Annotated in this window: 25 protein-coding genes, 1 pseudogene and 1 other annotated feature; of the genes and pseudogenes, 17 read left to right on the forward strand and 9 right to left on the reverse strand. The window is 52.6% G+C overall.

Annotated features, from left to right (window positions below; translation table 11 throughout):
* Positions 1-92: 92 nt before the first annotated feature.
* Both AC3WOK_RS06540 and rnm read right to left on the reverse strand, forming a co-directional pair.
* A complete protein-coding gene (locus tag AC3WOK_RS06540; protein WP_003856793.1) occupies positions 93-713 on the reverse strand; it encodes an L-threonylcarbamoyladenylate synthase in 621 nt (206 codons plus the stop codon).
* Positions 710-1,603, reverse strand: a complete 894-nt coding sequence (gene rnm / locus AC3WOK_RS06545; RefSeq protein WP_492354245.1) for an RNase RNM — start codon at positions 1,601-1,603, stop codon at positions 710-712. Before rnm ends, AC3WOK_RS06540 begins: the two co-directional genes overlap by 4 nt.
* A gap of 127 nt (positions 1,604-1,730) precedes the next feature.
* Between rnm and trpL the strand changes: the two genes are divergently transcribed.
* The 10 genes and pseudogenes from trpL (at position 1,731) to yedF (ending at position 13,607) form a co-directional block, all read left to right on the forward strand.
* On the forward strand, positions 1,731-1,775 hold the full coding sequence (gene trpL / locus AC3WOK_RS06550; RefSeq protein ID WP_106993556.1) for a trp operon leader peptide: 45 nt from the start codon (positions 1,731-1,733) through the stop codon (positions 1,773-1,775).
* Positions 1,752-1,846, forward strand: a sequence feature (Trp leader region). Its footprint overlaps the gene before it by 24 nt.
* Before the next feature lie 23 nt (positions 1,847-1,869).
* Complete coding sequence (locus tag AC3WOK_RS06555) at positions 1,870-3,432, forward strand: anthranilate synthase component 1 (RefSeq protein WP_063429637.1); 1,563 nt, start codon at positions 1,870-1,872, stop codon at positions 3,430-3,432.
* Entirely contained in the window at positions 3,432-5,027 is a 1,596-nt protein-coding gene (gene trpD / locus AC3WOK_RS06560; protein WP_492354198.1) for a bifunctional anthranilate synthase glutamate amidotransferase component TrpG/anthranilate phosphoribosyltransferase TrpD, read from the forward strand. The genes AC3WOK_RS06555 and trpD overlap by 1 nt, the downstream gene beginning before the upstream one ends.
* Positions 5,028-5,030: 3 nt before the next feature.
* Complete coding sequence (trpCF, locus tag AC3WOK_RS06565) at positions 5,031-6,389, forward strand: bifunctional indole-3-glycerol-phosphate synthase TrpC/phosphoribosylanthranilate isomerase TrpF (protein ID WP_492354199.1); 1,359 nt, start codon at positions 5,031-5,033, stop codon at positions 6,387-6,389.
* Positions 6,390-6,399: 10 nt separating this feature from the next.
* Positions 6,400-7,593, forward strand: coding sequence for a tryptophan synthase subunit beta (gene trpB / locus AC3WOK_RS06570; RefSeq protein WP_047348255.1), 1,194 nt, complete (start codon positions 6,400-6,402; stop codon positions 7,591-7,593).
* The gene (gene trpA, locus AC3WOK_RS06575) at positions 7,593-8,402 is read left to right on the forward strand and encodes a tryptophan synthase subunit alpha (protein WP_492354200.1); all 810 of its coding nucleotides are present in this window, start codon (positions 7,593-7,595) and stop codon (positions 8,400-8,402) included. Before trpB ends, trpA begins: the two co-directional genes overlap by 1 nt.
* A 474-nt stretch (positions 8,403-8,876) precedes the next feature.
* Positions 8,877-9,494: pseudogene (locus tag AC3WOK_RS06580) on the forward strand (GNAT family protein); the annotation flags it as partial.
* Positions 9,495-10,605: 1,111 nt separating this feature from the next.
* Entirely contained in the window at positions 10,606-11,745 is a 1,140-nt protein-coding gene (locus AC3WOK_RS06585; protein ID WP_492354201.1) for an acyltransferase family protein, read from the forward strand.
* 420 nt (positions 11,746-12,165) lie between these two features.
* On the forward strand, positions 12,166-13,377 hold the full coding sequence (yedE, locus tag AC3WOK_RS06590) for a selenium metabolism membrane protein YedE/FdhT (RefSeq protein ID WP_492354202.1): 1,212 nt from the start codon (positions 12,166-12,168) through the stop codon (positions 13,375-13,377).
* Complete coding sequence (gene yedF, locus AC3WOK_RS06595) at positions 13,374-13,607, forward strand: sulfurtransferase-like selenium metabolism protein YedF (protein WP_006175744.1); 234 nt, start codon at positions 13,374-13,376, stop codon at positions 13,605-13,607. Before yedE ends, yedF begins: the two co-directional genes overlap by 4 nt.
* 192 nt (positions 13,608-13,799) lie before the next feature.
* Here the strand turns inward: yedF and AC3WOK_RS06600 are convergent, their stop codons facing one another.
* The gene (locus AC3WOK_RS06600; protein WP_165587294.1) at positions 13,800-13,973 is read right to left on the reverse strand and encodes a hypothetical protein; all 174 of its coding nucleotides are present in this window, start codon (positions 13,971-13,973) and stop codon (positions 13,800-13,802) included.
* Between the two features lie 145 nt (positions 13,974-14,118).
* Positions 14,119-14,751, reverse strand: coding sequence for an outer membrane protein OmpW (gene ompW / locus AC3WOK_RS06605; protein WP_059309855.1), 633 nt, complete (start codon positions 14,749-14,751; stop codon positions 14,119-14,121).
* A gap of 282 nt (positions 14,752-15,033) precedes the next feature.
* Here ompW and AC3WOK_RS06610 point away from each other — a divergent pair, with 282 nt between their 5' ends.
* The 4 genes from AC3WOK_RS06610 to yciA all read left to right on the forward strand — a co-directional run bounded on the left by AC3WOK_RS06610 (position 15,034) and on the right by yciA (position 17,302).
* Positions 15,034-15,438, forward strand: coding sequence for a YkgJ family cysteine cluster protein (locus AC3WOK_RS06610; RefSeq protein WP_059309854.1), 405 nt, complete (start codon positions 15,034-15,036; stop codon positions 15,436-15,438).
* Positions 15,439-15,463: 25 nt separating this feature from the next.
* Positions 15,464-16,207, forward strand: coding sequence for a YciC family protein (locus AC3WOK_RS06615; RefSeq protein ID WP_033145752.1), 744 nt, complete (start codon positions 15,464-15,466; stop codon positions 16,205-16,207).
* Positions 16,208-16,262: 55 nt separating this feature from the next.
* Positions 16,263-16,802, forward strand: coding sequence for a septation protein A (locus tag AC3WOK_RS06620; protein ID WP_023312088.1), 540 nt, complete (start codon positions 16,263-16,265; stop codon positions 16,800-16,802).
* Positions 16,803-16,906: 104 nt separating this feature from the next.
* Positions 16,907-17,302, forward strand: a complete 396-nt coding sequence (yciA, locus tag AC3WOK_RS06625) for an acyl-CoA thioester hydrolase YciA (protein ID WP_008502796.1) — start codon at positions 16,907-16,909, stop codon at positions 17,300-17,302.
* Between the two features lie 38 nt (positions 17,303-17,340).
* Here yciA and tonB read toward each other — a convergent pair whose 3' ends face one another.
* Positions 17,341-18,063: a TonB system transport protein TonB gene (tonB, locus tag AC3WOK_RS06630; RefSeq protein ID WP_429053093.1), complete on the reverse strand. Its 723-nt coding sequence runs from the start codon at positions 18,061-18,063 to the stop codon at positions 17,341-17,343.
* 220 nt (positions 18,064-18,283) lie between these two features.
* On the opposite strand from tonB, the gene AC3WOK_RS06635 reads away from it, so the two are divergent.
* A complete protein-coding gene (locus AC3WOK_RS06635; RefSeq protein WP_047348250.1) occupies positions 18,284-18,580 on the forward strand; it encodes a YciI family protein in 297 nt (98 codons plus the stop codon).
* Positions 18,581-18,620: 40 nt separating this feature from the next.
* Here the strand turns inward: AC3WOK_RS06635 and AC3WOK_RS06640 are convergent, their stop codons facing one another.
* The 3 genes from AC3WOK_RS06640 to AC3WOK_RS06650 all read right to left on the reverse strand — a co-directional run bounded on the left by AC3WOK_RS06640 (position 18,621) and on the right by AC3WOK_RS06650 (position 20,586).
* Positions 18,621-19,574, reverse strand: a complete 954-nt coding sequence (locus AC3WOK_RS06640) for a bifunctional helix-turn-helix transcriptional regulator/GNAT family N-acetyltransferase (RefSeq protein ID WP_492354203.1) — start codon at positions 19,572-19,574, stop codon at positions 18,621-18,623.
* A gap of 94 nt (positions 19,575-19,668) precedes the next feature.
* A complete protein-coding gene (leuE, locus tag AC3WOK_RS06645) occupies positions 19,669-20,304 on the reverse strand; it encodes a leucine efflux protein LeuE (RefSeq protein ID WP_047348248.1) in 636 nt (211 codons plus the stop codon).
* A 108-nt stretch (positions 20,305-20,412) separates the two neighbouring features.
* Positions 20,413-20,586, reverse strand: coding sequence for a YciY family protein (locus AC3WOK_RS06650; protein ID WP_447855798.1), 174 nt, complete (start codon positions 20,584-20,586; stop codon positions 20,413-20,415).
* A 158-nt stretch (positions 20,587-20,744) separates the two neighbouring features.
* On the opposite strand from AC3WOK_RS06650, the gene cls reads away from it, so the two are divergent.
* Both cls and AC3WOK_RS06660 read left to right on the forward strand, forming a co-directional pair.
* Positions 20,745-22,205 (forward strand): cardiolipin synthase, encoded by a 1,461-nt coding sequence (cls, locus tag AC3WOK_RS06655; protein WP_047348247.1) that lies wholly within the window; start codon positions 20,745-20,747, stop codon positions 22,203-22,205.
* 33 nt (positions 22,206-22,238) lie between these two features.
* The gene (locus AC3WOK_RS06660; protein WP_006810881.1) at positions 22,239-22,568 is read left to right on the forward strand and encodes an HI1450 family dsDNA-mimic protein; all 330 of its coding nucleotides are present in this window, start codon (positions 22,239-22,241) and stop codon (positions 22,566-22,568) included.
* A 31-nt stretch (positions 22,569-22,599) separates the two neighbouring features.
* Here AC3WOK_RS06660 and AC3WOK_RS06665 read toward each other — a convergent pair whose 3' ends face one another.
* A complete protein-coding gene (locus AC3WOK_RS06665) occupies positions 22,600-23,469 on the reverse strand; it encodes an ion transporter (RefSeq protein WP_059311604.1) in 870 nt (289 codons plus the stop codon).
* Between the last annotated feature and the right edge of the window lie 5 nt (positions 23,470-23,474).

The following is a 23,474-nucleotide window of genomic DNA, read 5'->3' on the forward strand; positions in this document are numbered from 1 at the left end:
CTTCCTCAGGTGTCGCCTTCACAGGCGTCGAATCAGGTCAAAACAGGGCCGCGCCCTGCTTTGATGGCCGCGTAGTATATCTGCTTATACCTTTACAAGAAAGGCTTTACGTCGCCCACGCCTTCACGAATCACTTCCGGGGCATCTTCGGTTAAGTCGACGACGGTGGTCGGCTGCTGGCCGAGATAGCCGCCGTGGATAATCAGCTCGACTACCTTCTCCAGACGATCTTTGATCTCTTCCGGATCGGACTCGGTAAACTCACTTCCCGGCAGCATCAGCGAGGTAGAGAGCATCGGTTCACCGAGGGTTTCCAGCAGCGCCTGCGCAATCGGGTTCGACGGCACGCGCATGCCGATGGTTTTACGTTTTTCCTGCAACAGACGACGCGGCACTTCCTTTGTCCCTTTCAGGATGAAGGTGTAATTACCCGGCGTGTTGTTCTTAATCAGGCGAAACGCCACGTTATCGACATAGGCGTAGGTCGACAGCTCAGAAAGGTCGCGGCACATCAGGGTAAAGTTATGGCCGTCCGGCAGCTGGCGAATACGGCAAATGCGCTCCATTGCCCCTTTATCTTCAATTTTGCAGCCCAGCGCGTAGCCTGAATCGGTCGGGTAGACGATCACGCCGCCTTTGCGGACGATCTCCACGGCCTGGTTAATCAGGCGCGGCTGCGGGTTATCCGGATGGATATAGAAAAACTGACTCATACTTCCCTCTCTTCAATTTGCTGCGGCTGTTCCCAGAGCTGCCAGACAGGTTCAACGCCAGCGGGCAACCAGAGCTTGCGCCCCAGTTCGATCCAGGCGCAGGGCTGATGAAAATCAGACCCTTGTGACCCAAGCAGGCCAAACTGGCGGGCATAGGTCGCGAGCTGCGCACGCTCGTTGGGCGCCTGCTGACACTGGGCGACTTCCATCGCCTCACCGCCGCTTTCGGCAAAGTGTACCAGCAGTCTTTTCAGCCATTTAGCAGAAAGATTATACCGTCCCGGATGGGCCAGCACGGCCTTACCGCCAGAATGATGAATCACATCAATAGCTTGTTTTATTGTACACCACTGTGGCGGAACGTATCCGGTTTTCCCCCGTGCCAGATACTTTTTAAAGACATCCGCCATGGTCGTTGCTTTGCCTGCCTCAACCAGAAAACGGGCGAAATGGCCGCGAGTCACCGCCCCGCCGTTCGCCATCTTCTGCGCGCCTTCCAGCGCGCCCGGAATATGCGCCTTTTCCAGACGCTCGCCGATCATCTCTGCACGCTGGTTGCGGCGCGTTTTTTGTTCTTGCAAAAACGTACGAAGTGCCGGATGTTCTATGTCGATGTTCAGGCCAACAATATGAATTTCGTGGTTTTCCCAGAGCGTGGATATCTCGACGCCGGAGACCAGGTTCAGCGCCAGCCCGCTGCGGGCAATCTCGGCGCGCGCCGCCGGAATGGCATCTGTCGTATCGTGATCGGTTATCGCCAGCGTGCCAACGCGCATTTCAACGGCACGATGAACCAGGGCTTCGGGTGTCAGCAGGCCATCAGAGGCCTGAGTATGGCTGTGTAAATCATAAATAATGGCGTAGGTAGTATCGCTCAAAGCACTTCCCATCACAGGTTGGATACATCCGAAACCACCATGATACCGACTTAACGCGAAATTCTGAAATCAAGGGTTGACAATACGCCACCGAACTAGTTAACTAGTACGCAAGTTCACACGAGAAAGGTATCTGAAAATGACAGCACATTTCACTCTGCACGGTTGGTGGCGTACTTCCTGATCTTCGGGCAGTGTCACACGTCTGCGAAATGCAAACAGATACCCAGCCCGCTACCAAGCGGGCTTTTTTTTGAACAGAAAATGAGAACAACATAATGCAAACAGCCAAACCACACCTCGAATTGCTGACCTGCGAGGCGGCCTATCGTCACAACCCTACTGCCCTGTTTCATCAGGTGTGCGGTGCCCGTCCGGCGACCTTGCTGCTGGAATCTGCGGATATCGACAGCAAGGACGATCTCAAGAGTCTGCTGCTGGTTGATAGCGCACTGCGCATTACCGCGTTAGGTGATACCGTCACGATCAAGGCGCTGTCGGACAATGGCGCATCGCTTCTGCCGCTGCTGGATGCCGCTCTGCCTTCAGGTATTGAAAATGAACGCCACCCGGAAATGCGCATTCTGCATTTCCCGGCGGTCAGCCAGCTGCTGGACGAAGACGCGCGGCTCTGCTCTCTTTCCGTTTTCGATGCCTTCCGCCTGCTGCAGAATCTGGTCACCGTGCCGGCAGAGGAACGTGAAGCGATGTTCTTTGGCGGGCTGTTTGCTTACGACCTGGTTGCCGGTTTCGAAGATTTGCCGGAAACGGAACAGGGCAACCGCTGCCCGGATTACTGCTTCTATCTGGCTGAAACCCTGCTGGTGATCGACCATCAGAAAAAGTACACCCGCATTCAGGCTAGCCTGTTCACGCCGTCCAGCGCGGAGAAAGAACGCCTCGAACACCGTATCGCACAACTGGAACAGCAGATGCGCGAAGCGCCACCTGCGCTGCCGGTGCAGCGCGTGGAAAAAATGACATGCGATGTAAACCAGACGGACGATCGGTTCGGTGCCGTGGTTCGCCAGATGCAAAAGGCGATTCGCGCCGGGGAAATTTTCCAGGTGGTGCCTTCCCGTCGCTTCTCACTGCCCTGCCCGTCCCCGCTGGCGGCCTATGACGTGCTGAAGAAGAGTAACCCAAGCCCGTACATGTTCTTTATGCAGGACAACGAATTCACGCTGTTTGGCGCGTCGCCGGAAAGCTCGCTGAAATATGACGCCACCAGCCGCCAGATTGAGATCTACCCGATTGCCGGAACCCGTCCACGCGGGCGTCGTGCCGACGGCTCCCTGGATCGCGATCTGGACAGCCGCATCGAACTTGAAATGCGTACCGACCACAAAGAGCTCTCCGAGCACCTGATGCTGGTTGACCTTGCGCGTAACGATCTGGCCCGCATTTGCACCCCGGGCAGCCGCTACGTGGCGGACCTGACCAAAGTTGACCGTTATTCGTTCGTGATGCACCTGGTCTCCCGCGTGGTCGGCGAGCTGCGCCACGATCTCGACGCGCTGCACGCCTATCGCGCCTGCATGAACATGGGCACCCTGAGCGGTGCGCCGAAAGTGCGCGCCATGCAGCTGATTGCCGCGGCCGAAGGGCGCCGTCGCGGAAGCTATGGCGGCGCGGTGGGCTACTTCACGGCCCACGGTGACCTCGATACCTGCATCGTGATCCGCTCCGCCTATGTCGAAGACGGTATTGCTACCGTACAGGCGGGAGCCGGGATTGTTCTTGATTCTGTTCCGCAGTCTGAAGCTGACGAAACGCGCAGTAAAGCGCGTGCGGTCCTTCGCGCCATTGCAACCGCACACCATGCACAGGAGATATTCTGATGGCTGATATTCTGCTGCTCGACAATATCGACTCCTTTACCTATAACCTGGCAGATCAGCTGCGTGCGAATGGTCATAACGTCGTTATCTATCGCAACCATGTACCGGCGCAGACCCTGATTGACCGTCTGGCAACCATGCCAAACCCGGTGCTGATGCTCTCCCCGGGTCCCGGCGCACCGAGCGAAGCGGGCTGTATGCCCGAGCTGCTGACCCGCATGCGCGGCAAGCTGCCGATTATCGGCATCTGCCTGGGCCATCAGGCCATCGTTGAAGCCTACGGCGGCTACGTCGGCCAGGCGGGTGAGATCCTGCACGGTAAAGCGTCCAGCATCGAACATGACGGCCAGGCGATGTTTGCCGGGCTGCCGAATCCGCTTCCGGTTGCGCGCTACCACTCGCTGGTCGGAAGCAACATTCCCGCCGGACTGACCATTAACGCCTCGTTTGAAGGAATGGTGATGGCGGTACGTCACGACGCTGACCGCGTCTGCGGCATGCAGTTCCACCCGGAATCGATCCTGACCTCCCACGGTGCCCGTCTGCTGGAACAGACCCTGGACTGGGCGTTACAGAAGCTGGAGCAGACCAACACCCTGCAGCCAATTCTGGAAAAACTGTACCAGGCGCAGACCCTGAGCCAGCAGGAGAGCCACCAGCTCTTCTCCGCGGTGGTTCGCGGCGAGCTGAAGCCTGAGCAGCTGGCTGCCGCGCTGGTGAGCATGAAAGTGCGCGGCGAAAGCCCACAGGAGATCGCCGGCGCCGCCACGGCCCTGCTGGAAAATGCCGCGCCGTTCCCGCGCCCGGACTATCAGTTTGCCGATATTGTCGGCACCGGCGGTGACGGCAGTAACAGCATCAATATCTCCACCGCCAGCGCCTTCGTGGCGGCAGCGTGTGGTTTGAAGGTCGCGAAACACGGTAACCGCAGCGTTTCCAGCCGGTCAGGCTCGTCTGATTTGCTCGCCGCATTCGGTATTAATCTCGATATGAACGCCGAGCGTTCCCGTGAAGCGCTGGATGATCTGGGCGTCTGCTTCCTGTTTGCGCCGAAGTATCACACCGGTTTCCGCCACGCGATGCCGGTTCGTCAGCAGCTTAAAACCCGCACGCTGTTTAACGTCCTGGGGCCGCTGATAAACCCGGCTCACCCGCCGCTGGCGCTGATTGGCGTCTATAGCCCGGAGCTGGTCCTGCCGATTGCAGAAACGCTGCGCGTCCTGGGCTACCAGCGTGCCGCCGTGGTGCACAGCGGCGGTATGGATGAAGTGTCGCTGCATGCCCCGACGCTGGTGGCCGAACTGCGCGACGGTGAGATTCTGAGCTACCAGCTGGACGCTGCCGACTTCGGCCTTGCGCCGTATCATCAGGAAGCGCTGGCAGGCGGTACGCCGGAAGAAAACCGTGACATTCTGACGCGCTTATTACAAGGTAAGGGTGAGGTCGCCCATGAGGCCGCCGTTGCTGCCAACGTCGCCATGCTGATGCGTTTGCACGGTGAGGAAGACCTGAAGGCCAACGTTCAAAAAGTTCTGGATGTACTGCGCTCCGGTGCAGCTTACGATCGCGTTACCGCACTTGCGGCAAGAGGGTAAAGAATGCAGACCGTTTTAGCGAAAATCGTTGCCGACAAGGCCATCTGGGTGGAAGCCCGCAAGCAACAGCAGCCGCTTGCCAGTTTCCAGAACGACGTCGTCCCGAGCAGCCGTCGTTTCTATGACGCCCTGCAGGGGGCGCGCACCGCGTTTATTCTTGAGTGCAAAAAGGCGTCCCCGTCTAAAGGCGTTATTCGTGACGATTTCGACCCGGCGCGTATTGCCGGCATTTATAAGCATCATGCGTCAGCTATCTCGGTGCTGACGGACGAAAAATATTTTCAGGGCAGCTTCGATTTTCTGCCGATCGTCAGCGGCATCGCGCCGCAGCCGATCCTGTGCAAAGACTTTATTATTGACCCGTATCAGATCTGGCTGGCGCGTTTCTACCAGGCTGATGCCTGCCTGCTGATGCTTTCGGTGCTTGATGACGAACAGTATCGCCAGCTCGCTGCCGTCGCGCACAGCCTGAATATGGGCGTGCTGACCGAAGTAAGCAACGAAGAGGAGCTCGAACGCGCCATCCAACTCGGGGCCAAAGTTGTCGGGATCAACAACCGCGATCTGCGCGATCTGTCGATTGACCTCAACCGCACGCGCCAGCTGGCGCCGCGCCTGGGCGCCGGCGTAACCGTTATCAGCGAGTCCGGGATTAACAGCTACGCCCAGGTGCGAGAGCTGAGCCACTTTGCCAACGGTTTTCTGATTGGCTCCGCCATGATGGAGCATGACGATCTCAATGCTGCCGTGCGCCGCGTGCTGCTGGGTGAAAACAAAGTCTGCGGCTTAACCCGCGAACAGGATGCTCAGGCCGCGTATGAAGCAGGTGCCATTTACGGCGGACTGATTTTCGTGGATACCTCCCCTCGGGCGATGAGCGAAGAGCAGGCGCGTAAGGTGATCGCCGCGGCCCCTCTCAGCTATGTCGGCGTGTTCCGCAATGCGGATATCGCAGAGGTCGTGGCAAAAGCCGAGGCGTTATCTCTGAGCGCGGTGCAGCTCCACGGTGGCGAAGATCAGGCGTATATCGATGCCCTGCGAACCGCTCTCGCGCCTCAGGTGCAGATCTGGAAAGCACAAAGCGTCGGCGATACCTTGCCCGCGCGAAACCTGAGCCATGTGGACAAATACGTCCTCGATAACGGCCAGGGCGGCACGGGCCAGCGATTTGACTGGTCGCTGCTGAACGGCGAAAAGCTGGACAACGTCCTGCTGGCGGGTGGATTAAGCCCGGATAACTGTGTTGAAGCCGCCAAAACCGGCTGCGCAGGCCTTGATTTCAATTCAGGCGTAGAGACCCAACCCGGCATAAAAGATGCCAGCAAACTGGCCTCAGTGTTTAAAACTCTGCGTGCATATTAAGGAAGAGAAGATGACGACATTACTTAACCCGTACTTTGGTGAGTTTGGTGGGATGTACGTCCCGCAAATCCTGATGCCCGCGCTGCGCCAGCTGGAAGAAGCCTTTGTCAGCGCGCAGAAAGATCCGGCGTTTCAGGCTGAATTTACCGACCTGCTGAAAAATTACGCAGGCCGCCCAACGGCGCTGACAAAATGCCGTAACCTGACGGAAGGCACGAAAACCACGCTGTATCTGAAGCGTGAAGATCTGCTGCACGGCGGTGCCCATAAAACCAACCAGGTTCTTGGCCAGGCGCTGCTCGCAAAGCGTATGGGCAAAACCGAAATCATCGCTGAAACCGGCGCGGGCCAGCACGGTGTCGCCTCCGCGCTCGCCAGCGCCCTGCTCGGCCTGAAGTGTCGCATCTACATGGGCGCGAAAGACGTTGAGCGTCAGTCGCCAAACGTGTTCCGCATGCGTCTGATGGGCGCCGAAGTGATCCCGGTGCACAGCGGCTCCGCCACGCTGAAGGATGCCTGTAACGAAGCGCTGCGCGACTGGTCTGGCAGCTATGAGACCGCGCACTATATGCTGGGTACCGCTGCGGGTCCGCATCCGTTCCCGACCATCGTGCGCGAATTCCAGCGCATGATCGGTGAAGAAACCAAAGCACAGATCCTCGAAAAAGAGGGTCGCCTGCCGGATGCCGTTATCGCCTGCGTTGGCGGCGGGTCTAACGCCATCGGCATGTTTGCCGATTTCATTGACGACACCAGCGTGGGCCTGATCGGCGTTGAACCCGCCGGCCACGGAATTGAAACGGGCGAACACGGCGCGCCGCTGAAGCATGGCCGCGTGGGGATCTACTTCGGTATGAAAGCGCCAATGATGCAGACCGATGAAGGCCAAATTGAAGAGTCTTACTCTATTTCTGCCGGTCTCGATTTCCCCTCTGTTGGGCCACAGCATGCCTTCCTGAACAGCACCGGTCGTGCGGATTACGTTTCCATTACCGATGACGAAGCCCTGGAGGCGTTCAAAACGCTGTGTCGCAGCGAAGGGATCATCCCGGCGCTGGAATCTTCGCACGCGCTGGCACATGCGCTAAAAATGATTAAAGAAAACCCGGAAAAAGAACAGCTGCTGGTGGTGAACCTTTCCGGCCGCGGTGACAAAGATATCTTCACCGTTCACGATATTCTGAAAGCACGAGGGGAAATCTGATGGAACGCTACGATAACGTATTTGCAGAGCTAAAATCCCGCCAGGAAGGCGCGTTCGTTCCCTTCGTCACTCTGGGCGATCCGGGCCCGGAACAGTCGCTGAAGATTATTGACACCCTGATTGAAGCCGGCGCTGATGCACTCGAGCTGGGTATTCCGTTCTCTGACCCGCTGGCGGATGGCCCAACCATTCAGAACGCGACGCTGCGCGCATTTGCTTCGGGCGTGACGCCAACCCAGTGTTTCGAGATGCTGGCCGCGATCCGCCAGAAGCACCCGACCATTCCTATTGGTCTGCTGATGTACGCTAACCTGGTGTTTAACCGCGGCATCGACGAATTTTATGCCGAGTGCGCGCGGGTGGGCGTTGACTCGGTGCTGGTAGCCGACGTGCCGGTTGAAGAATCTGCGCCATTCCGCCAGGCGGCGATGCGCCATAACGTCGCCCCGATTTTCATCTGCCCACCTAACGCTGATGACGAGCTGCTGCGCCAGATTGCCTCTTACGGACGCGGGTATACCTACTTGCTCTCCCGCGCGGGCGTGACCGGTGCTGAGAACAAGGCGGCGCTGCCGCTGCATCATCTGGTGGAAAAGCTGGCTGAATACCACGCTGCACCTCCGCTGCAGGGCTTCGGTATTTCATCTCCCGATCAGGTCACCGCGGCGATTGAGGCGAAAGCGGCAGGTGCGATCTCCGGCTCTGCTATCGTCAAAATCATTGAGAAGAACGTGGACAAGCCAGAGCAGATGCTGGCTGAGTTAAAAGCTTTCGTGGCTGCAATGAAAGCAGCGACGCGTAAAGCCTAATCTTTCGACCGTCTGGCATCCCAGTCAGACGGTTCTCTTCTTTTATTACACACTTTCTTCATTTTCAGCATTAATATCAATTGCAATAAATAGCACACCAGTACTTAATCCCCCCTTCACTAAACAAGTAGTCAACAATATCTCTTTGTCGATTTACATACTGTAAGGAATGTATAAAGTATGCGTATATTTGTAATTGCAAAAATCTCTGGACAACATGTTGAGAAGTTTTATTTGTGGATGTGAAGAGTGTGACCTGAGCATTTACCGCCAAGCTTATTCAGTTTGTGGCGGAAGTGTATGCACACACCCGGATGTGTTACCTATCTGGCAAAAAAACGAAAAAAAGACATTCTTTTTTCTGTAGAAAAAAAGATGGGGTGATTGTCTCATCAACTTACTCCATCAGTGGTTCTCTGAATCTCTATTCAAAATCACACCCGTTTGTTTTTGAGGGTATAATTATTACCCAGAGCCCCTCATTCAAAATCTTTCCTTCCGATCAGGACAAAAAAACTTTCGCCATTACAGAAACACGCGTTCATCAATTCGTTCAGCAGTAAAATGCTGAACGATGAGATATGTCATATGAAACCTGTATTTTCTACAAAGACGACTAAGAAAAGAAATGGCGAAAGGAATCGTTTCCTCAAACTTGGCGGGGAAATACTGGATGTAAATAATCTTTCTGTCGAAGACATTTGTGACAGTTACATAAACTTATTTAATGCGCGCTGGCGCGGCAAGATATCGCCCTATCCAAGTGAGAACCTGCTTGATGCTATTTAAAATCTGAGGCATATGGTTTTTGGCTCTGCGCTCGCATTCAATAAGAAAATCATAGCAATTGATTTAATATTCAAAATTGAATGCCCCGAATGGATCTATTTCGATGATATCAATGGTGGATATGCTCCCCAATATAATGACATTGGTGCGGGGAGCATCTTGCTTTGGGAAAATTACAATCGAGCCCGAGAACTGTGTGAGCAAAATGACAAACAAATCATATTTTCATTGGGAAAATACTTCACCGGGATGGAGTATAAAAAACAGTGGTGTAACATTGTTCCTTTGAGATGTGTATTTTAATGATATTTCATGACGTACCTTACCTACACGTCTTATAAAAAATAATCGTACGACCACCAGGAACTTTGCAAATTCCTTAGCCCCTTATCTGCTGAGCACTTTTCATAGTGACATTTTTGTTTGCAATTTCTCTGGCAGCCTCTTTAAGAGCTATATTCATCGCCACCGTTGTTACTGGTTTTGCAACTCCTTTTACGCGATTTGATTTACTCTGAAAAACATAGATATCTAGGAGATTAGCCAGCTTTCTTTTATTAAATAATTGCCGCAGTATCTTGCACAGCCTTACTGTCCGCGACTCAAATTTTGGTGTTGCCGCGAGATGCAATAAATCATCGTTGATATCACTGTATTTATGCTGACAACCCGACAACTTTCAGCGCGTAAAAAAATAATGTTAACCATAAATCACCCCACGTCTTTGAAATCCGGTACAACTTCTGATGAATGATCATGAATTCATCAGTGGTTATAGAGTCAGTTTTCGCCATTGAAAACGCCTGCATCGAGTTCTACTATACTTTAACATAACATTAACTATTTAAATATTTATTCAACGCCTGTGCTGTCGACTTCAGAGGTTGAACACGAAGAGCAACTATATCTTGAGCCTGCATCCCTGACCGGCGCCCCGGCTGGTTTAGGAAGGGCGGAAAAAGCAGGTAACCAGAAAAAAGTCTTACTTCATTCACTGATTAGTCGGTACACAAACTTTCTTCACAGCTATCAATAGCACTCCGTTCGAAGAATAGATCAAGTATAAGGTTTTATCATTTTGACGTCTGCAACTGATAAAGGGCTGGCCAATAATCATAGCCTGCGCTCGTTAGTACCGTCATCTGACCCTGCACGGAAATGGTTGTCTTAGGAAGAAGTCCCGAAAGAACCTGATGAGATAGGTCCCTGCGGTGCAATAACTTCTGACAAATTCATTTAGCGTATTGTTGCATGCGCTCTTGGGTATGTTAAAGCCTAAGGTTAAATAAACCACAAATTTTGGATAAAATTTAATAAATTATGTTGTCTCGACGATTACATAAAGCAATGATAGAATAGTGTTGGGTCAGGTAAAGCCCAACTATTTTTTCTATATTAATATCCGTAAGGTTTGATGATGGATTTATATTTTTCGATTTGCCTGGTTTTAACATGCTTAGCATCGGCAATTGTGATTTTTAGCCTACCGCTATTCAAATTTATAGATGAAGATACTGATCCAGCAAGGTCAAACAGCATAGATGGAATAAGATACGTGCTTGCTTCATTTGTAATATTTCATCATATGGACTGTGCTTATACATATATAACAAAAGGCAATTGGGCTCCCACCTCAGACTTATTGCTTTATATAGGGAAATATGGGGTTGCCTTATTTTTCATGATTACGGCTTTCTTGTTCTGGGGGAAAGTCAAAAGAGTAAATGATGTGGACTGGGTTGATCTGTATAAAAAACGAATATATAGAATTGCTCCTTTATCAATATTTTGTTCTTTAGTTGCTTTATGTTTACTTTTATTGTTAACCGAACGGAAGGAGTTTTCTGTCGGTGTAGTAACAAATGCGCTCTCTTGGTTTGATATCGGACTCTGGAATGACAAACCGCCTGTCACATCATTCCAGTATCCTTTTATGGCCCTGGCTGGGGTGACGTGGACTCTTCGGTGGGAGTGGATTTTTTACTTTTCTCTCCCACTGTTATTTATGTTTAAAAAATGGTCATTCGAGTTAACCATTTCTCTTTTTGCTTTCTCCGTATATTTCCTTCCCGGCTTTACTAACGATGCATATCTATGGTCATATTTTTTCGCTGGGATGTTATGCAGTGAAGTCAAGGATAGAGTAGTCATTACAAAAAAATCCGCTAACGCTATATTGGCATTCATGATAATTATCACCATATTAGCGCAACCTACACTTTACGGCCCACCCGAGAAACTATTCCTCTGCATTATATTCTTTTCTGTGGTTTCAGGTGCAAATCTTTTTGGCTTTTTAATTACAAGAGCAGCTATTCGCCTTGGCGCAATAAGTTACAGTTTATATTTAACGCAAGGGTTAATTTTATTTCCTGTAATCCTTCACTTACAAACAAACGGTAAGTTAGAATTAAGTACACGTATTTTTGTTACCTTGGTCTTATCGTACATAGCAATATGCCTTCTCTCTGCATTTACTTATCACTTTATTGAAAGACCTTTCATAAAGAAAATGAATTTCAGCAGCATTAATAAAAAAGCTTATAGTAAGTAATCATCTCCGGCGCCTGAGCGCCGGAAGTTCAGCTTTCCCTGGTTTTTTATAATGAAAAAAAGTTTCATTTATATATACCCCCCTCCTAGAAAATATTTATTACTACTTTCACCTTTAAATGTGAGAACCTATCTCCCGTCTCTGGCGTTATCCCCGTTCGAAGTATAGGCACATAACAACCAATGATTATGCTACGACTGACATCTACAATGAAAGATCATGATGAGCAATGGGGCATGCTTGCTGTATGAATTGCGGGACTATGCTCATGTATAGGGAACTGCAAAGTTTAATGACTGAGGTCATTAAAAAGACAGGTATTTTAGAGAAAGACATCAGCGAGGTTTTAGCGTAAGGAAAAAAGTTATATATTCCAGTCCGTTAAAACAACATACACCTTCTGAGTTCAGAGGCTTATTCATGTCATGGCAATACTTCAAACAGACTTACCTGGTTAAGTTCTGGTCACCTGTCCCGGCCGTCATTGCGGCGGGCATTCTCTCTACTTACTACTTCGGCATTACAGGCACCTTCTGGGCAGTTACCGGCGAGTTCACCCGCTGGGGTGGGCAACTGCTGCAACTGGCTGGCGTGCATACCGAAGAGTGGGGATACTTTAAACTCATTCATCTGGACGGCACGCCGCTAACCCGCATCGACGGCATGATGATCATCGGCATGTTCGGCGGCTGTTTTGCTGCTGCGCTGTGGGCAAATAACGTCAAGCTCAGGATGCCCAAAAGCCGGATCCGCATTTTGCAGGCGATTGCCGGCGGTATCATTGCCGGATTCGGCGCGCGCCTGGCGATGGGGTGTAACCTTGCCGCCTTCTTTACCGGGATCCCTCAGTTTTCGCTGCATGCCTGGTTCTTTGCTGTCGCTACGACCATCGGCTCTTACTTTGGCGCTAAATTTACCCTTCTGCCGCTGTTTCGTATTCCCGTCAAAATGGTCAAAGTGAGCGCCGCGTCGCCGCTGACGCAAAAGCCCTCTCAGGCGCGTCGCCGTTTCCGCCTCGGTATATTGGTGTTTTTGGCTATGGTGGCGTGGGCGCTGTGTACGGCCATGAACCAGCCCAAACTCGGTCTGGCAATGCTGTTCGGCGTGGGTTTTGGCCTGCTCATTGAACGCGCGCAGATCTGCTTCACCTCAGCGTTTCGCGATATGTGGATCACCGGCCGCACGATGATGGCGAAGGCGATTATCGCCGGGATGGCGGTCAGCGCCATCGGGATTTTCAGCTATGTTCAGCTAGGCGTCGAACCCAAAATCATGTGGGCCGGTCCTAACGCGGTTATTGGCGGTCTGCTGTTTGGCTTCGGAATTGTGCTGGCCGGCGGGTGTGAAACTGGCTGGATGTACCGCGCTGTTGAAGGTCAGGTGCACTACTGGTGGGTGGGCCTGGGGAATGTTATTGGCTCAACGATCCTGGCGTACTTCTGGGACGATCTCTCCCCGGCTCTGGCTACTAGCTGGGATAAGGTCAACCTGCTAAGCACTTTCGGTCCGCTCGGCGGCCTGCTGGTCACCTATGGCCTGCTGCTTGTCGCTTTTTTACTGGTCGTCGCGCAGGAGAAACGGTTCTTTCGTCGTGCCACCGTCAAAACTGAAACGCAGGAGAATGCTGCATGAAAGATATCGTGCCTGACTACCGCCTGGATATGGTCGGTGAACCTTGCCCTTACCCGGCCGTCGCTACGCTTGAAGCGCTCCCGCAGCTTAAAAAAGGTGAAATTCTGGAAGTGGTGAGCGACTGCCCGCAGTCCATTAACAACATTCCGCTGGATGCCAAAAATCACGGCTACACCGTGCTGGACATCCAGCAGGATGGCCCGACCATTCGCTATTTGATTCAAAAATGATCGCTGAAGGCCTCGTAAGGGGCCTTTATCGCTTTGAATTGTAAGGCGTGTTGATCCACGGCAAAACCCAAACCTTCGACTTAAGTAAAATCTTATATCCCTTTTAAAGGAGGTTTTAGCGGTTTGATGTATTTACGAGCTTTACTGGTTTTCACCCTATTGATTCCCTTTCACGCACTCTCCCTGAATTTCTCATCTACCTTCCTGCGCCTTAATTGTCCGGAAAGAGGGCTCGTCGAGATTATTCTGCACGTTTACGACCATACGCAGGAAAGGTGGCGCGGTCATTTCGAAACCGGTGCGGGACACAAGCGCGCGGGAGATACCGAAATTATCCCGTTTGCGAATGGCGATATTCTTTTCCATTCCACGTCCAGCGACGCTTTCAGCTATTTATATGATGGGGAAAAGGTCCTGAGGCATTGCGTAAAACTTGATGAGCGACCGGTGTATCCGTCGTTTTGAAGCGTGCAAAACAAACTGGCCACCGCGTGGCCAGTTTGACGGGAGATCAGAAACGATAACCCGCAGAGAACATAAATACCCACGGGTCGAGGCGAGTGCTGATGCTTTGCTGCTGACCGCCCGCTTTGAAGCGTACGTCGGTATCAATATCCATATACCAGACGGAGGCGTTGATTAACCAGTCGCGGTTAATCAGATAATCCAGCCCGACCTGCCCTGCCATCCCCCACGAATCTTTCAGGCTGAGATCGGTCAGACCGGCCTCTTTCCCGGTATCGTTAAACTTCTCATCAAAGAAGGTGGTGTAGTTCACGCCCGCGCCAATATAAGGACGCACCTTGCTGCTTGAATCACCAAAGTACCACTGCGCCATCAGCGTTGGCGGCAGATGATGCACCGTGGCGATATCACCGGTTGGTCCAAGACCTACGCGATGACGGAAAGGCGTTGCGGCCAGAAGCTCAACACCAATGTTATCCGTCGCCATATAGGTAAAGGTTAACCCTAACTGGGTGTTATTACTGACGTTAAAACCGCCCATCCCCAGCACGTTATCAGAACCTTCAGTTGGACGAACCGTAGCCGAACCGGCACGAATAAAGAATTCGCCTGCTTCATGCGCATACGCGCCGCCAGAGAGACTGCTTAATACAAGGGCTGCCACCGCTAATTTTTTCATATCCGCTCCATCGTTGTGGTTTTAATCGCGGGTGAGAATATACTCACAAATGAGTAATAAGTGATCTGCCACAGATCACATTAAAACCAGTAAGTTAACATTCATTGATCTGGGTTAATTTTTTGTGGCGCATCGCAAAGCAATAAGTTGTTTCCATGTCAATTTTTGGCATTCCACAGTTACAAAATTATCTCATTTCACCCTCTTGCTCTTCCTCTGGCGGCTGGATAATTTAGCGCTCTCACAAGTTGATTTGATGCGTTCTTCATTTGCAGGTGTGCCATGAGTGATAAAAACCCGTGCATGACGTGCGGAGCCTGTTGTGCGTATTTTCGAGTCTCTTTCTACTGGGCCGAAGCCAGCGATGGCGGCGGTACCGTTCCGGTTCATCTCACAGAGCCGCTAACGCCGTTTCTGCGCTGCATGAGCGGCACGAACCAAAAACAGGTCCGCTGTGCGGCACTACAGGGTGAGCCCGGGGTTTCTACCCGGTGTTCTATCTATGAGGATCGTCCCAGCCCGTGCCGGGAATTTGCCATGTCGGGAGAAGATGGGCAGGTCAATGAATCCTGCAATCGCGCCCGGGCGCGCGTTGGATTACCGCCGCTTTACAAAGATATGCTTTTCCATACAAGCCTTGATGCTGCCACAGCAGGCGCATCCGGTGTACAATTGCCGGCTAATTAACACCTGCAATACTCAAGGAGAGTGCATGTCTATCACGGCGAAGTCTGTCTACCGTGACACGGGAAACTTTTTCCGCAATCAGTTCATAACCTTTTTACTGATCGCGTTGCTTTGCGCCTTTATCACGGTGGTGCTGGGTCATGCGTTCTCACCGAGTGAAGAACAGATTGCCAGCCTGAGCCAGGGCGACCATCTTGCGGGAAGCGTGGGTTTGTTTGAGCTGGTGCAAAACATGACGCCGGAGCAGCAACAAATTCTGCTGCGGGCCTCTGCTGCATCCACGTTCTCAGGACTTATTGGTAATGCGGTTCTGGCGGGCGGCGTTTTACTGATGATTCAGCTGGTATCGGCGGGTCACCGGGTCAGCGCCTTACGGGCGATTGGTGCCAGCGCACCGGTCTTGCCTAAGCTGTTTATCCTGATCTTTTTAACCACCCTGCTGGTGCAAATGGGGATTATGCTGGTCGTGGTGCCGGGTGTGTTACTGGCTATCGTGCTCTCCTTTGCCCCGGTCATGGTTGTGCAGGACAAAATGGGTATTTTTACCGCGATGCGCAGCAGCATCAGACTGGCATGGGCTAATATGCGTCTGGTGGCTCCCGCCGTGATCGGCTGGCTGCTCGCCAAAACGCTCCTGTTACTGTTTGCACCGAATTTTGCGGTATTGACGCCAAACGTTGGCGCAGTGGTGGCGAATACGCTGAGCAATCTGATTTCAGCGGTACTGCTGGTCTACCTGTTCCGCCTGTATATGTTAATTCGTCAGTAATCCTGCGGCGGGGACATCGCTGTCTCCCGCCCCGCTCAGAAGATGGAATCACAGAATGAAGCAGTTTCTTGATTTTTTACCGCTCGTGGTCTTTTTTGCTTTTTATAAGCTGTATGACATTTATGCCGCGACCACTGCGCTGATCGTTGCGACCGCTGTTGTACTGATCTACAGCTGGGTTCGCTATCGTAAAGTCGAAAAAATGGCGCTGATAACGTTCGTCCTGGTCGCCGTGTTCGGCGGGCTTACTCTGTTCTTCCACAACGATGAATTTATTAAGTGGAAAGTGACCGTGATTTACGCGCTGTTTGCGGGTGCATTGCTAATCAGCCAGTGGGTAATGAAAAAGCCGCTGATCCAGCGCATGCTGGGCAAGGAGCTGACCCTGCCTCAGGAAGTCTGGTCGCGTCTGAATATCGCCTGGGCGGTCTTCTTTATTCTCTGCGGCCTCGCCAACATCTATATCGCCTTCTGGCTGCCGCAGAATATCTGGGTCAACTTTAAGGTCTTCGGCCTGACCGCGCTGACGCTTATCTTCACGCTGTTAAGCGGCGTCTATATCTATCGCCACATGCCGCAGGACGACAAGCACTGATTAATGACTGACCAGGACGTTAACGACAGGCGTTCTGGTCTATTCTCTCCGCCTCAAAATCATAGTAGCATCCCGCCTGAAGTCTTCCGTTACGAGTTAAAACAATGACAACAACTAACGCCCCTCAGGGCGAACTGGTTTTACGCACACTGGCAATGCCCGCTGACACCAATGCCAATGGCGATATTTTTGGCGGCTGGCTGATGTCGCAGATGGATATGGGCGGCGCAATTCTGGCAAAAGAGATCGCCCATGGGCGTGTGGTCACCGTGAGGGTGGATGGCATGACCTTCCTGCGCCCGGTTGCGGTGGGTGATGTGGTTTGCTGCTACGCGCGCTGCGTCAAGCGCGGCAACACCTCTATTTCAATCAACATTGAAGTATGGGTCAAAAAAGTCTCATCTGAGCCGATTGGGCAGCGCTACAAGGCCACCGAAGCGCTGTTTATTTACGTCGCAGTGGACAGCGAGGGTAAACCTCGTCAGCTTCCGCAGGCCTGATCGACAGGCAAAAAAAAGCCTCCATCAGGAGGCTTTTTTCATTCCATCTGCGCCCCGCCGTTCAGGCGGAAAACAATGTTCACTATCAGCCCATTACCAGGCTTGCCGGGCTCATAACGCCATCTGCGCATAGCCGTTTTCACTTCTCGCTCAAACATATTAGACGGTTGAGCCGACAAGATTTCCACGTTATCAACGCGCCCCTCCGCCGTGACGTCAAATTTCACCCGCACGCGGCCTTCAATACGTAAGGACTGAGCGCGAGGCGGATACTGAGGCTGATTGCGGCTCAGGGCACGCGGACCCGCTGGCGCGGTTACCGTCGGCTTTGCGGTCGTTGCGGTATTGTTCATTACCGGACGTGAAGGTGCTGCATTTTCAACCGGCTGGGTCGCGCGCGGTTCAACCGGGCGCTCCTCGCGTTTCGGACGCTCTTCGACCTTCTTCACCGGCTTTGGCTTCGGCTTAGGTTTTGGCTTCGGTTCAGGCTTATGGATAACCACCGGGGCTTCCTTCGGCGGCTCCGGAACGGGCTCGGGTTCTGGCTCCGGCTCAGCAACCGGCTGTGGCGGCGGAGGTGCAACCTGCGGCGGTTCGAGATCCGCTGGCGATACCATCGTCACCGAAATCGGCTGCGCGGGTGCTGGCATTTCAATAACCTGATGAACCGAGGTATACAGCAAACCCGCCACAACGGCACCGTGAATCACGACGGAAAGCAGCGTCGGCCAGGGAAAGCGGCGAGGTAAATCAAGGGTCATCGAAGTCATAATCATCAACGTTAAAAAACCGAACACTGATTTTAAATGCAAATAGCAATCATATTCAATAAGACACTTTGCTCTGGCGCAACTTTAGCGCATAAGAGGCCAAAAAAGGCGCATTCAGATCAGGACATTAACATTGTTTTTATTTTACATTGCAGTCGTTTGCCCTTTCACATAACGTAACTGACACTTTTACCGGTTAAGGAGCTTCGCCGTGTTTTACGTGATTTACTCTGAAGATGTTGCTGATTCACTCGCAAAACGCCAGTCTGTTCGCCCTGCCCACCTCGCGCGTTTGCAGTTGCTCCAGGATGAAGGCCGGTTACTGACCGCTGGCCCAATGCCTGCGGTTGACAGCAATGATCCGGGTGCCGCTGGTTTTTCGGGCTCCACGGTCATTGCCGAGTTTGAATCCCAGGAAGCCGCTCAGGCCTGGGCTGACGCTGACCCGTACGTTGCTGCGGGCGTGTATGCGAAGGTGACGGTTCGACCGTATAAGAAAGTGTTCTGATACCAAGCGGCTCCGAAAGGAGCCTTTTTTATGGCGGCGGCTACGCGTCTCTGTGCCGGGTAAACTGCTGCTCCGTCATAAGGCTTCCCCACTGGTCGCCTTCCCACTCTTTCATCAGCGTAAACCCAAACGATTCGTACAGCCGCCGGGCGGCGGTCAGCTTGTTAAACGTCCAGAGATGCACGGCTGAAAACCCGATGCTGTCGCAAAAACGCATGGCTTCGGTAAGTAATTTTCTTCCCGCGCCATGGCCCCGACAGCCGTCGTCGATAATAAACCAGCGCAGGTGGGCTTCGCCTTGTTCTAAGTCCTCGCCATCAATTGCCACCGACCCCACGATCCTGTCGTTCATCACCGCCAGCCAGACCTGGTTACAGGGTTTGTCCAGCCGACCACTAAACTCAGCCAGACCTGCGGCCACTTTGGCCTCAAAGAAGCGACCAAAATTATGCTCTCGGGCGTAATAGCACTCGTGCATTTCGGCAATGCGGCCAATCATGCCGGGTAGATAGCCCTGCACAATCTTAAGCTCGTCGGGGCGGGTATCGACAGTCGTCTCACGACACGCCAGCAGCGCGTTGGCGTAAAGGGATAATCCCTGAGAGATGGTTTGCTGCTGAGCGGGCTTCAGGGACTTTATCGCTGAGACAACTCGCTCGTTGCTGTAGGTATTAATTTTTTTGACCGTCTCATGGCCTTTCGCAGTCAACCGGAGACATTTTGCTCTGGCATCTTCAGCGGAGACCACCTCTTCCAGTTCACCCGCGGCAATCAGGCGAGCCAGCATTCGGCTGACGCTGGACTTTTCCAGACCCAGCAGCTGCACCAGTTGACCCGCCGTCATTTCCTTGCGCAATGCGATTTCGACGAGGGTGTGCACGGCCGAGGGTGAATAATGGGTTGAGGCCAGAGTGGAAGCCATAAAGCCTAACTCTCGCACCATCAGACGCGAGGAACTACGGATAACGCTGACTACAGGATTTTCGGTGTGCATATTATGCCCTCACTATTTAGTTGTACTATACAACTAAATAGTGAGGAGCTGTCAAACAGAATTAAAAAGGCTCCCTCAGGAGACTTTCATTCAATCAATGTAGCGACGCTAGCCTCGCCGCAAACCCGACAAACAGCAGCCCTATCAGCCCGTTCCCCAGCTTTGCCAGTTTCTTTTTGGTTTTCAGATAACGCGTCACAAACGCGCCGGAGAAGATCAGGAAGCTCATATACATAAAGCTAATCAATTCAAGCGTGGTGGCGAGGATCAGGAAAGAGGTACCTGTGTTCTCAGCATTCACGTCAATAAACTGAACGAAGAACGATACGTAGAATAGAATCGCTTTTGGATTCGTCAGGCTTAATACCAGCGAGCGTTTCATGATCGCACTGGCAGGCTCGGTTCCGCTCTCGTGAGCATGATTCTGCCGGGTGATCACCGACCAGAGCATTTTACCGCCCAGCCACAGCAGATAGAAAGCGCCGAGATAGCGCACGATATTAAACAGCACCGGAGTGGTCTGGATTAACGCAGCCACGCCCGCCCAGGCCAGAAACATCAGTACCGCATCGCCGATAAATACCCCTGTCGCGGCGAGATAGCCTTTTTTAACGCCGTGACCGATCCCGGTTTTCAGCACAAACAGGGTATTTGGCCCCGGCACCAGCACGATAAAAAATGCGCCGACGACGTACGTCCAGAAATTCAGTACACCAAACTCCGCAAACACTTCTCCCTCCTTTTGCTAAACACAACGGGAATATCGCTGCAAATACGCTATTCCCAAAAATCAGATGCTATAAAAACAGTGGGCACCATTACGGTGCCCTCATGGTTCTCAGATATCCTGGACTGCGAACAGCAACGCGTTACGGTGTCTGGTGATTCCACATTTTCTGATGGCGTGAATACGCATATTGCGGCGGGATTGTGCCTCCAGCCAACGAGCCTTGCGACGACTCACCTGTCGCAACATGCGCCAGCGCCCTACTTCTGTTCTACTGCGCTTCATGTTTACAACTCTTTCTCTAACACTTTTTCTCTTAAAGAAAGGCCATTATAAACCCAACCCGGCAGCAAACCAGCGCTTTTACCTGGCGTTTTTATTTGCCAGATGAATCCTGATGCGTACACTCTTAACAATACGCTTTCAAAAGGATTTTTTTACCTATGACAACCTTCTACACCGTGGTGAGTTGGCTGGTCATTTTGGGATACTGGCTGTTAATCGCGGGTGTGACGTTACGCATCCTGATGAAGCGCAGAGCCGTACCCTCTGCCATGGCCTGGCTTCTGATAATCTATATCCTGCCGCTGGTGGGAATTATTGCCTATCTCTCTTTCGGTGAGCTTCATCTGGGTAAACGCCGCGCCGAGCGGGCCCGCGCCATGTGGCCCTCGACCGCGAAGTGGCTCCACGATCTTAAAGCCTGCAAACATATCTTTGCTGAGGAGAACAGCAGCGTCGCCTCCTCATTGTTTAAGCTCTGCGAGCTGCGCCAGGGGATTGGCGGCGTAAAAGGCAATCAGCTCCAGCTCCTGACCTCGTCCGACGACGTTATGCAGGCGTTAATCCGTGATATCCAGCTGGCTCGCCATAATATCGAGATGGTCTTCTACATCTGGCAGCCCGGCGGCATGGCCGACCAGGTCGCTGAGTCGCTGATGGCGGCCGCGCGGCGCGGCATTCATTGCCGCCTGATGCTTGACTCCGCGGGCAGCGTGGCGTTCTTCCGCAGCCCGTGGGCGGGCATGATGCGCAATGCCGGTATCGAAGTGGTAGAGGCGCTGAAGGTGAATCTCCTGCGCGTATTTCTGCGCAGGATGGATCTCCGCCAGCATCGTAAGATGGTCATGATCGATAACTATATTGCCTACACCGGCAGCATGAACATGGTTGACCCGCGCTTCTTCAAGCAGGACTCGGGCGTTGGCCAGTGGGTGGATTTGATGGCGCGCATGGAGGGGCCGATTGCCACCTCCATGGGCATCGTCTACTCCTGCGATTGGGAGATAGAGACCGGCAAGCGTATTCTGCCGCCGCCGCCGGACGGCAATATTATGCCGTTTGAGGAGGCCAGCGGTCACACTATTCATACCATTGCCTCCGGGCCGGGCTTCCCGGAGGATTTGATCCATCAGGCACTGCTGACGGCAACGTACTCGGCGCGTGAATATCTGATCATGACGACGCCCTACTTTGTCCCGAGCGACGATCTTCTGCACGCAATCTGCACCGCCGCGCAGCGCGGCGTCGATGTAAGCATCATTTTGCCACGCAAAAATGACTCCCTTCTGGTGGGCTGGGCCAGCCGCGCATTCTTTAGCGAACTGCTGGCCGCGGGGGTGAAGATTTACCAGTTTGAGGGCGGCTTGCTCCACACCAAGAGCGTTCTCGTCGACGGTGAGCTGAGCCTGGTGGGGACGGTCAACCTGGATATGCGCAGCCTGTGGCTAAACTTTGAAATCACGCTGGTCATTGATGATGCCGGCTTTGGCGGCGATCTCGCGGCGGTGCAGGATGATTATATCTCCCGCTCGCGGCTGCTGGATGCCAGACTGTGGGTAAAACGTCCGCTGTGGCAGAGAATTGCCGAACGACTGTTTTACTTCTTTAGTCCGTTGCTGTAAAACGTGCCCAACGATGTTAAACAGGTAGTCATCATGGAAATGGATCTGAACAATCGCCTGACCGAAGACGAAACGCTCGAGCAGGCCTATGACATTTTTCTCGAACTGGCGGTTGATAACCTCGATCCCGCAGACGTGATCCTCTTTAATTTGCAGTTCGAAGAGCGCGGCGGCGCTGAACTGTTCGACCCGTCAGAAGACTGGGCTGAGCACGTGGATTTTGACCTTAATCCTGACTTCTTTGCCGAAGTGGTGATTGGGCTGGCCGATGAAGATGGCGGTGAAATTAACGACATCTTCGCCCGCGTCCTGCTGTGTCGCGAGAAAGACCACAAGCTGTGCCATATTCTCTGGCGCGAATAATAAAAAAGGCTGCGATTGCAGCCTTTTTTATTTACTCCGGCAATTCACTTCCGCAACGGTTACAAAACCGCGCGCTGTGTTCATGTTCGCCCTGATGGCAGCTCGGGCATTTACGCTGCTGCTTGCGACTCTGAAATGCGTTGCTCATGTGCGTAGTAATGAGTCCCGTCGGGATCGCAATCACCGAATATCCAATCAAGATCAGCACTGACGCCACAATGCGGCCCAGTGGCGTATGGGGCGTGATATCGCCGTAGCCCACGGTCGTGACGGTCACAATCGCCCAGTACACCGACGCATTGAGCGTCGTAAAGCCATATTTCGGCCCTTCTATTAAATACATCAGCGCGCCGAAAACAATCATGACGATGGCAATAAAAGAATAGAACAGAATAAGCTGATGTCGCGCGCTAACGATCGCACTCCAGAATATGCGCAATGACGGCATAAACCGCAGTAATTTCAGAATACGTAATACCCGAATAACGCGCATCGCGCGCCAGGCAAAGACATAGCTCAGGCTGATTTCCGGCCACAGCCACATCACATAGAGCGGCAGGATGGTGGCTAAATCAATAATCCCCCAAAAGCTGAAAACATATCGGGCCGGGTTAGGCCAGGTAACCACTCTGAGGATGTATTCAGCGGTAAAGACCAGGGTTATCGCCAGCTCAAGCCAGACAAAGATATGCCATTCGTCAAACGTCAGGTGATATTGCGTCCCGGCACCCGATTCAATAAAGATGACAACCACGCTGAGGAGCGCAAATAAACCACAAAGACCTTCGAAGCGTCGTCCGGATACCGTTTCAGGATCGAATAATAAATGATAAAGCCGCCGACGGGCTGACGTGAATAAACGCGACACAGTAACCTCGCAAAAAATAAGGGCTGACATCATGTCAG

The sequence above is a fragment of the Enterobacter sp. FW301-JW81 genome, from assembly GCF_058788735.1.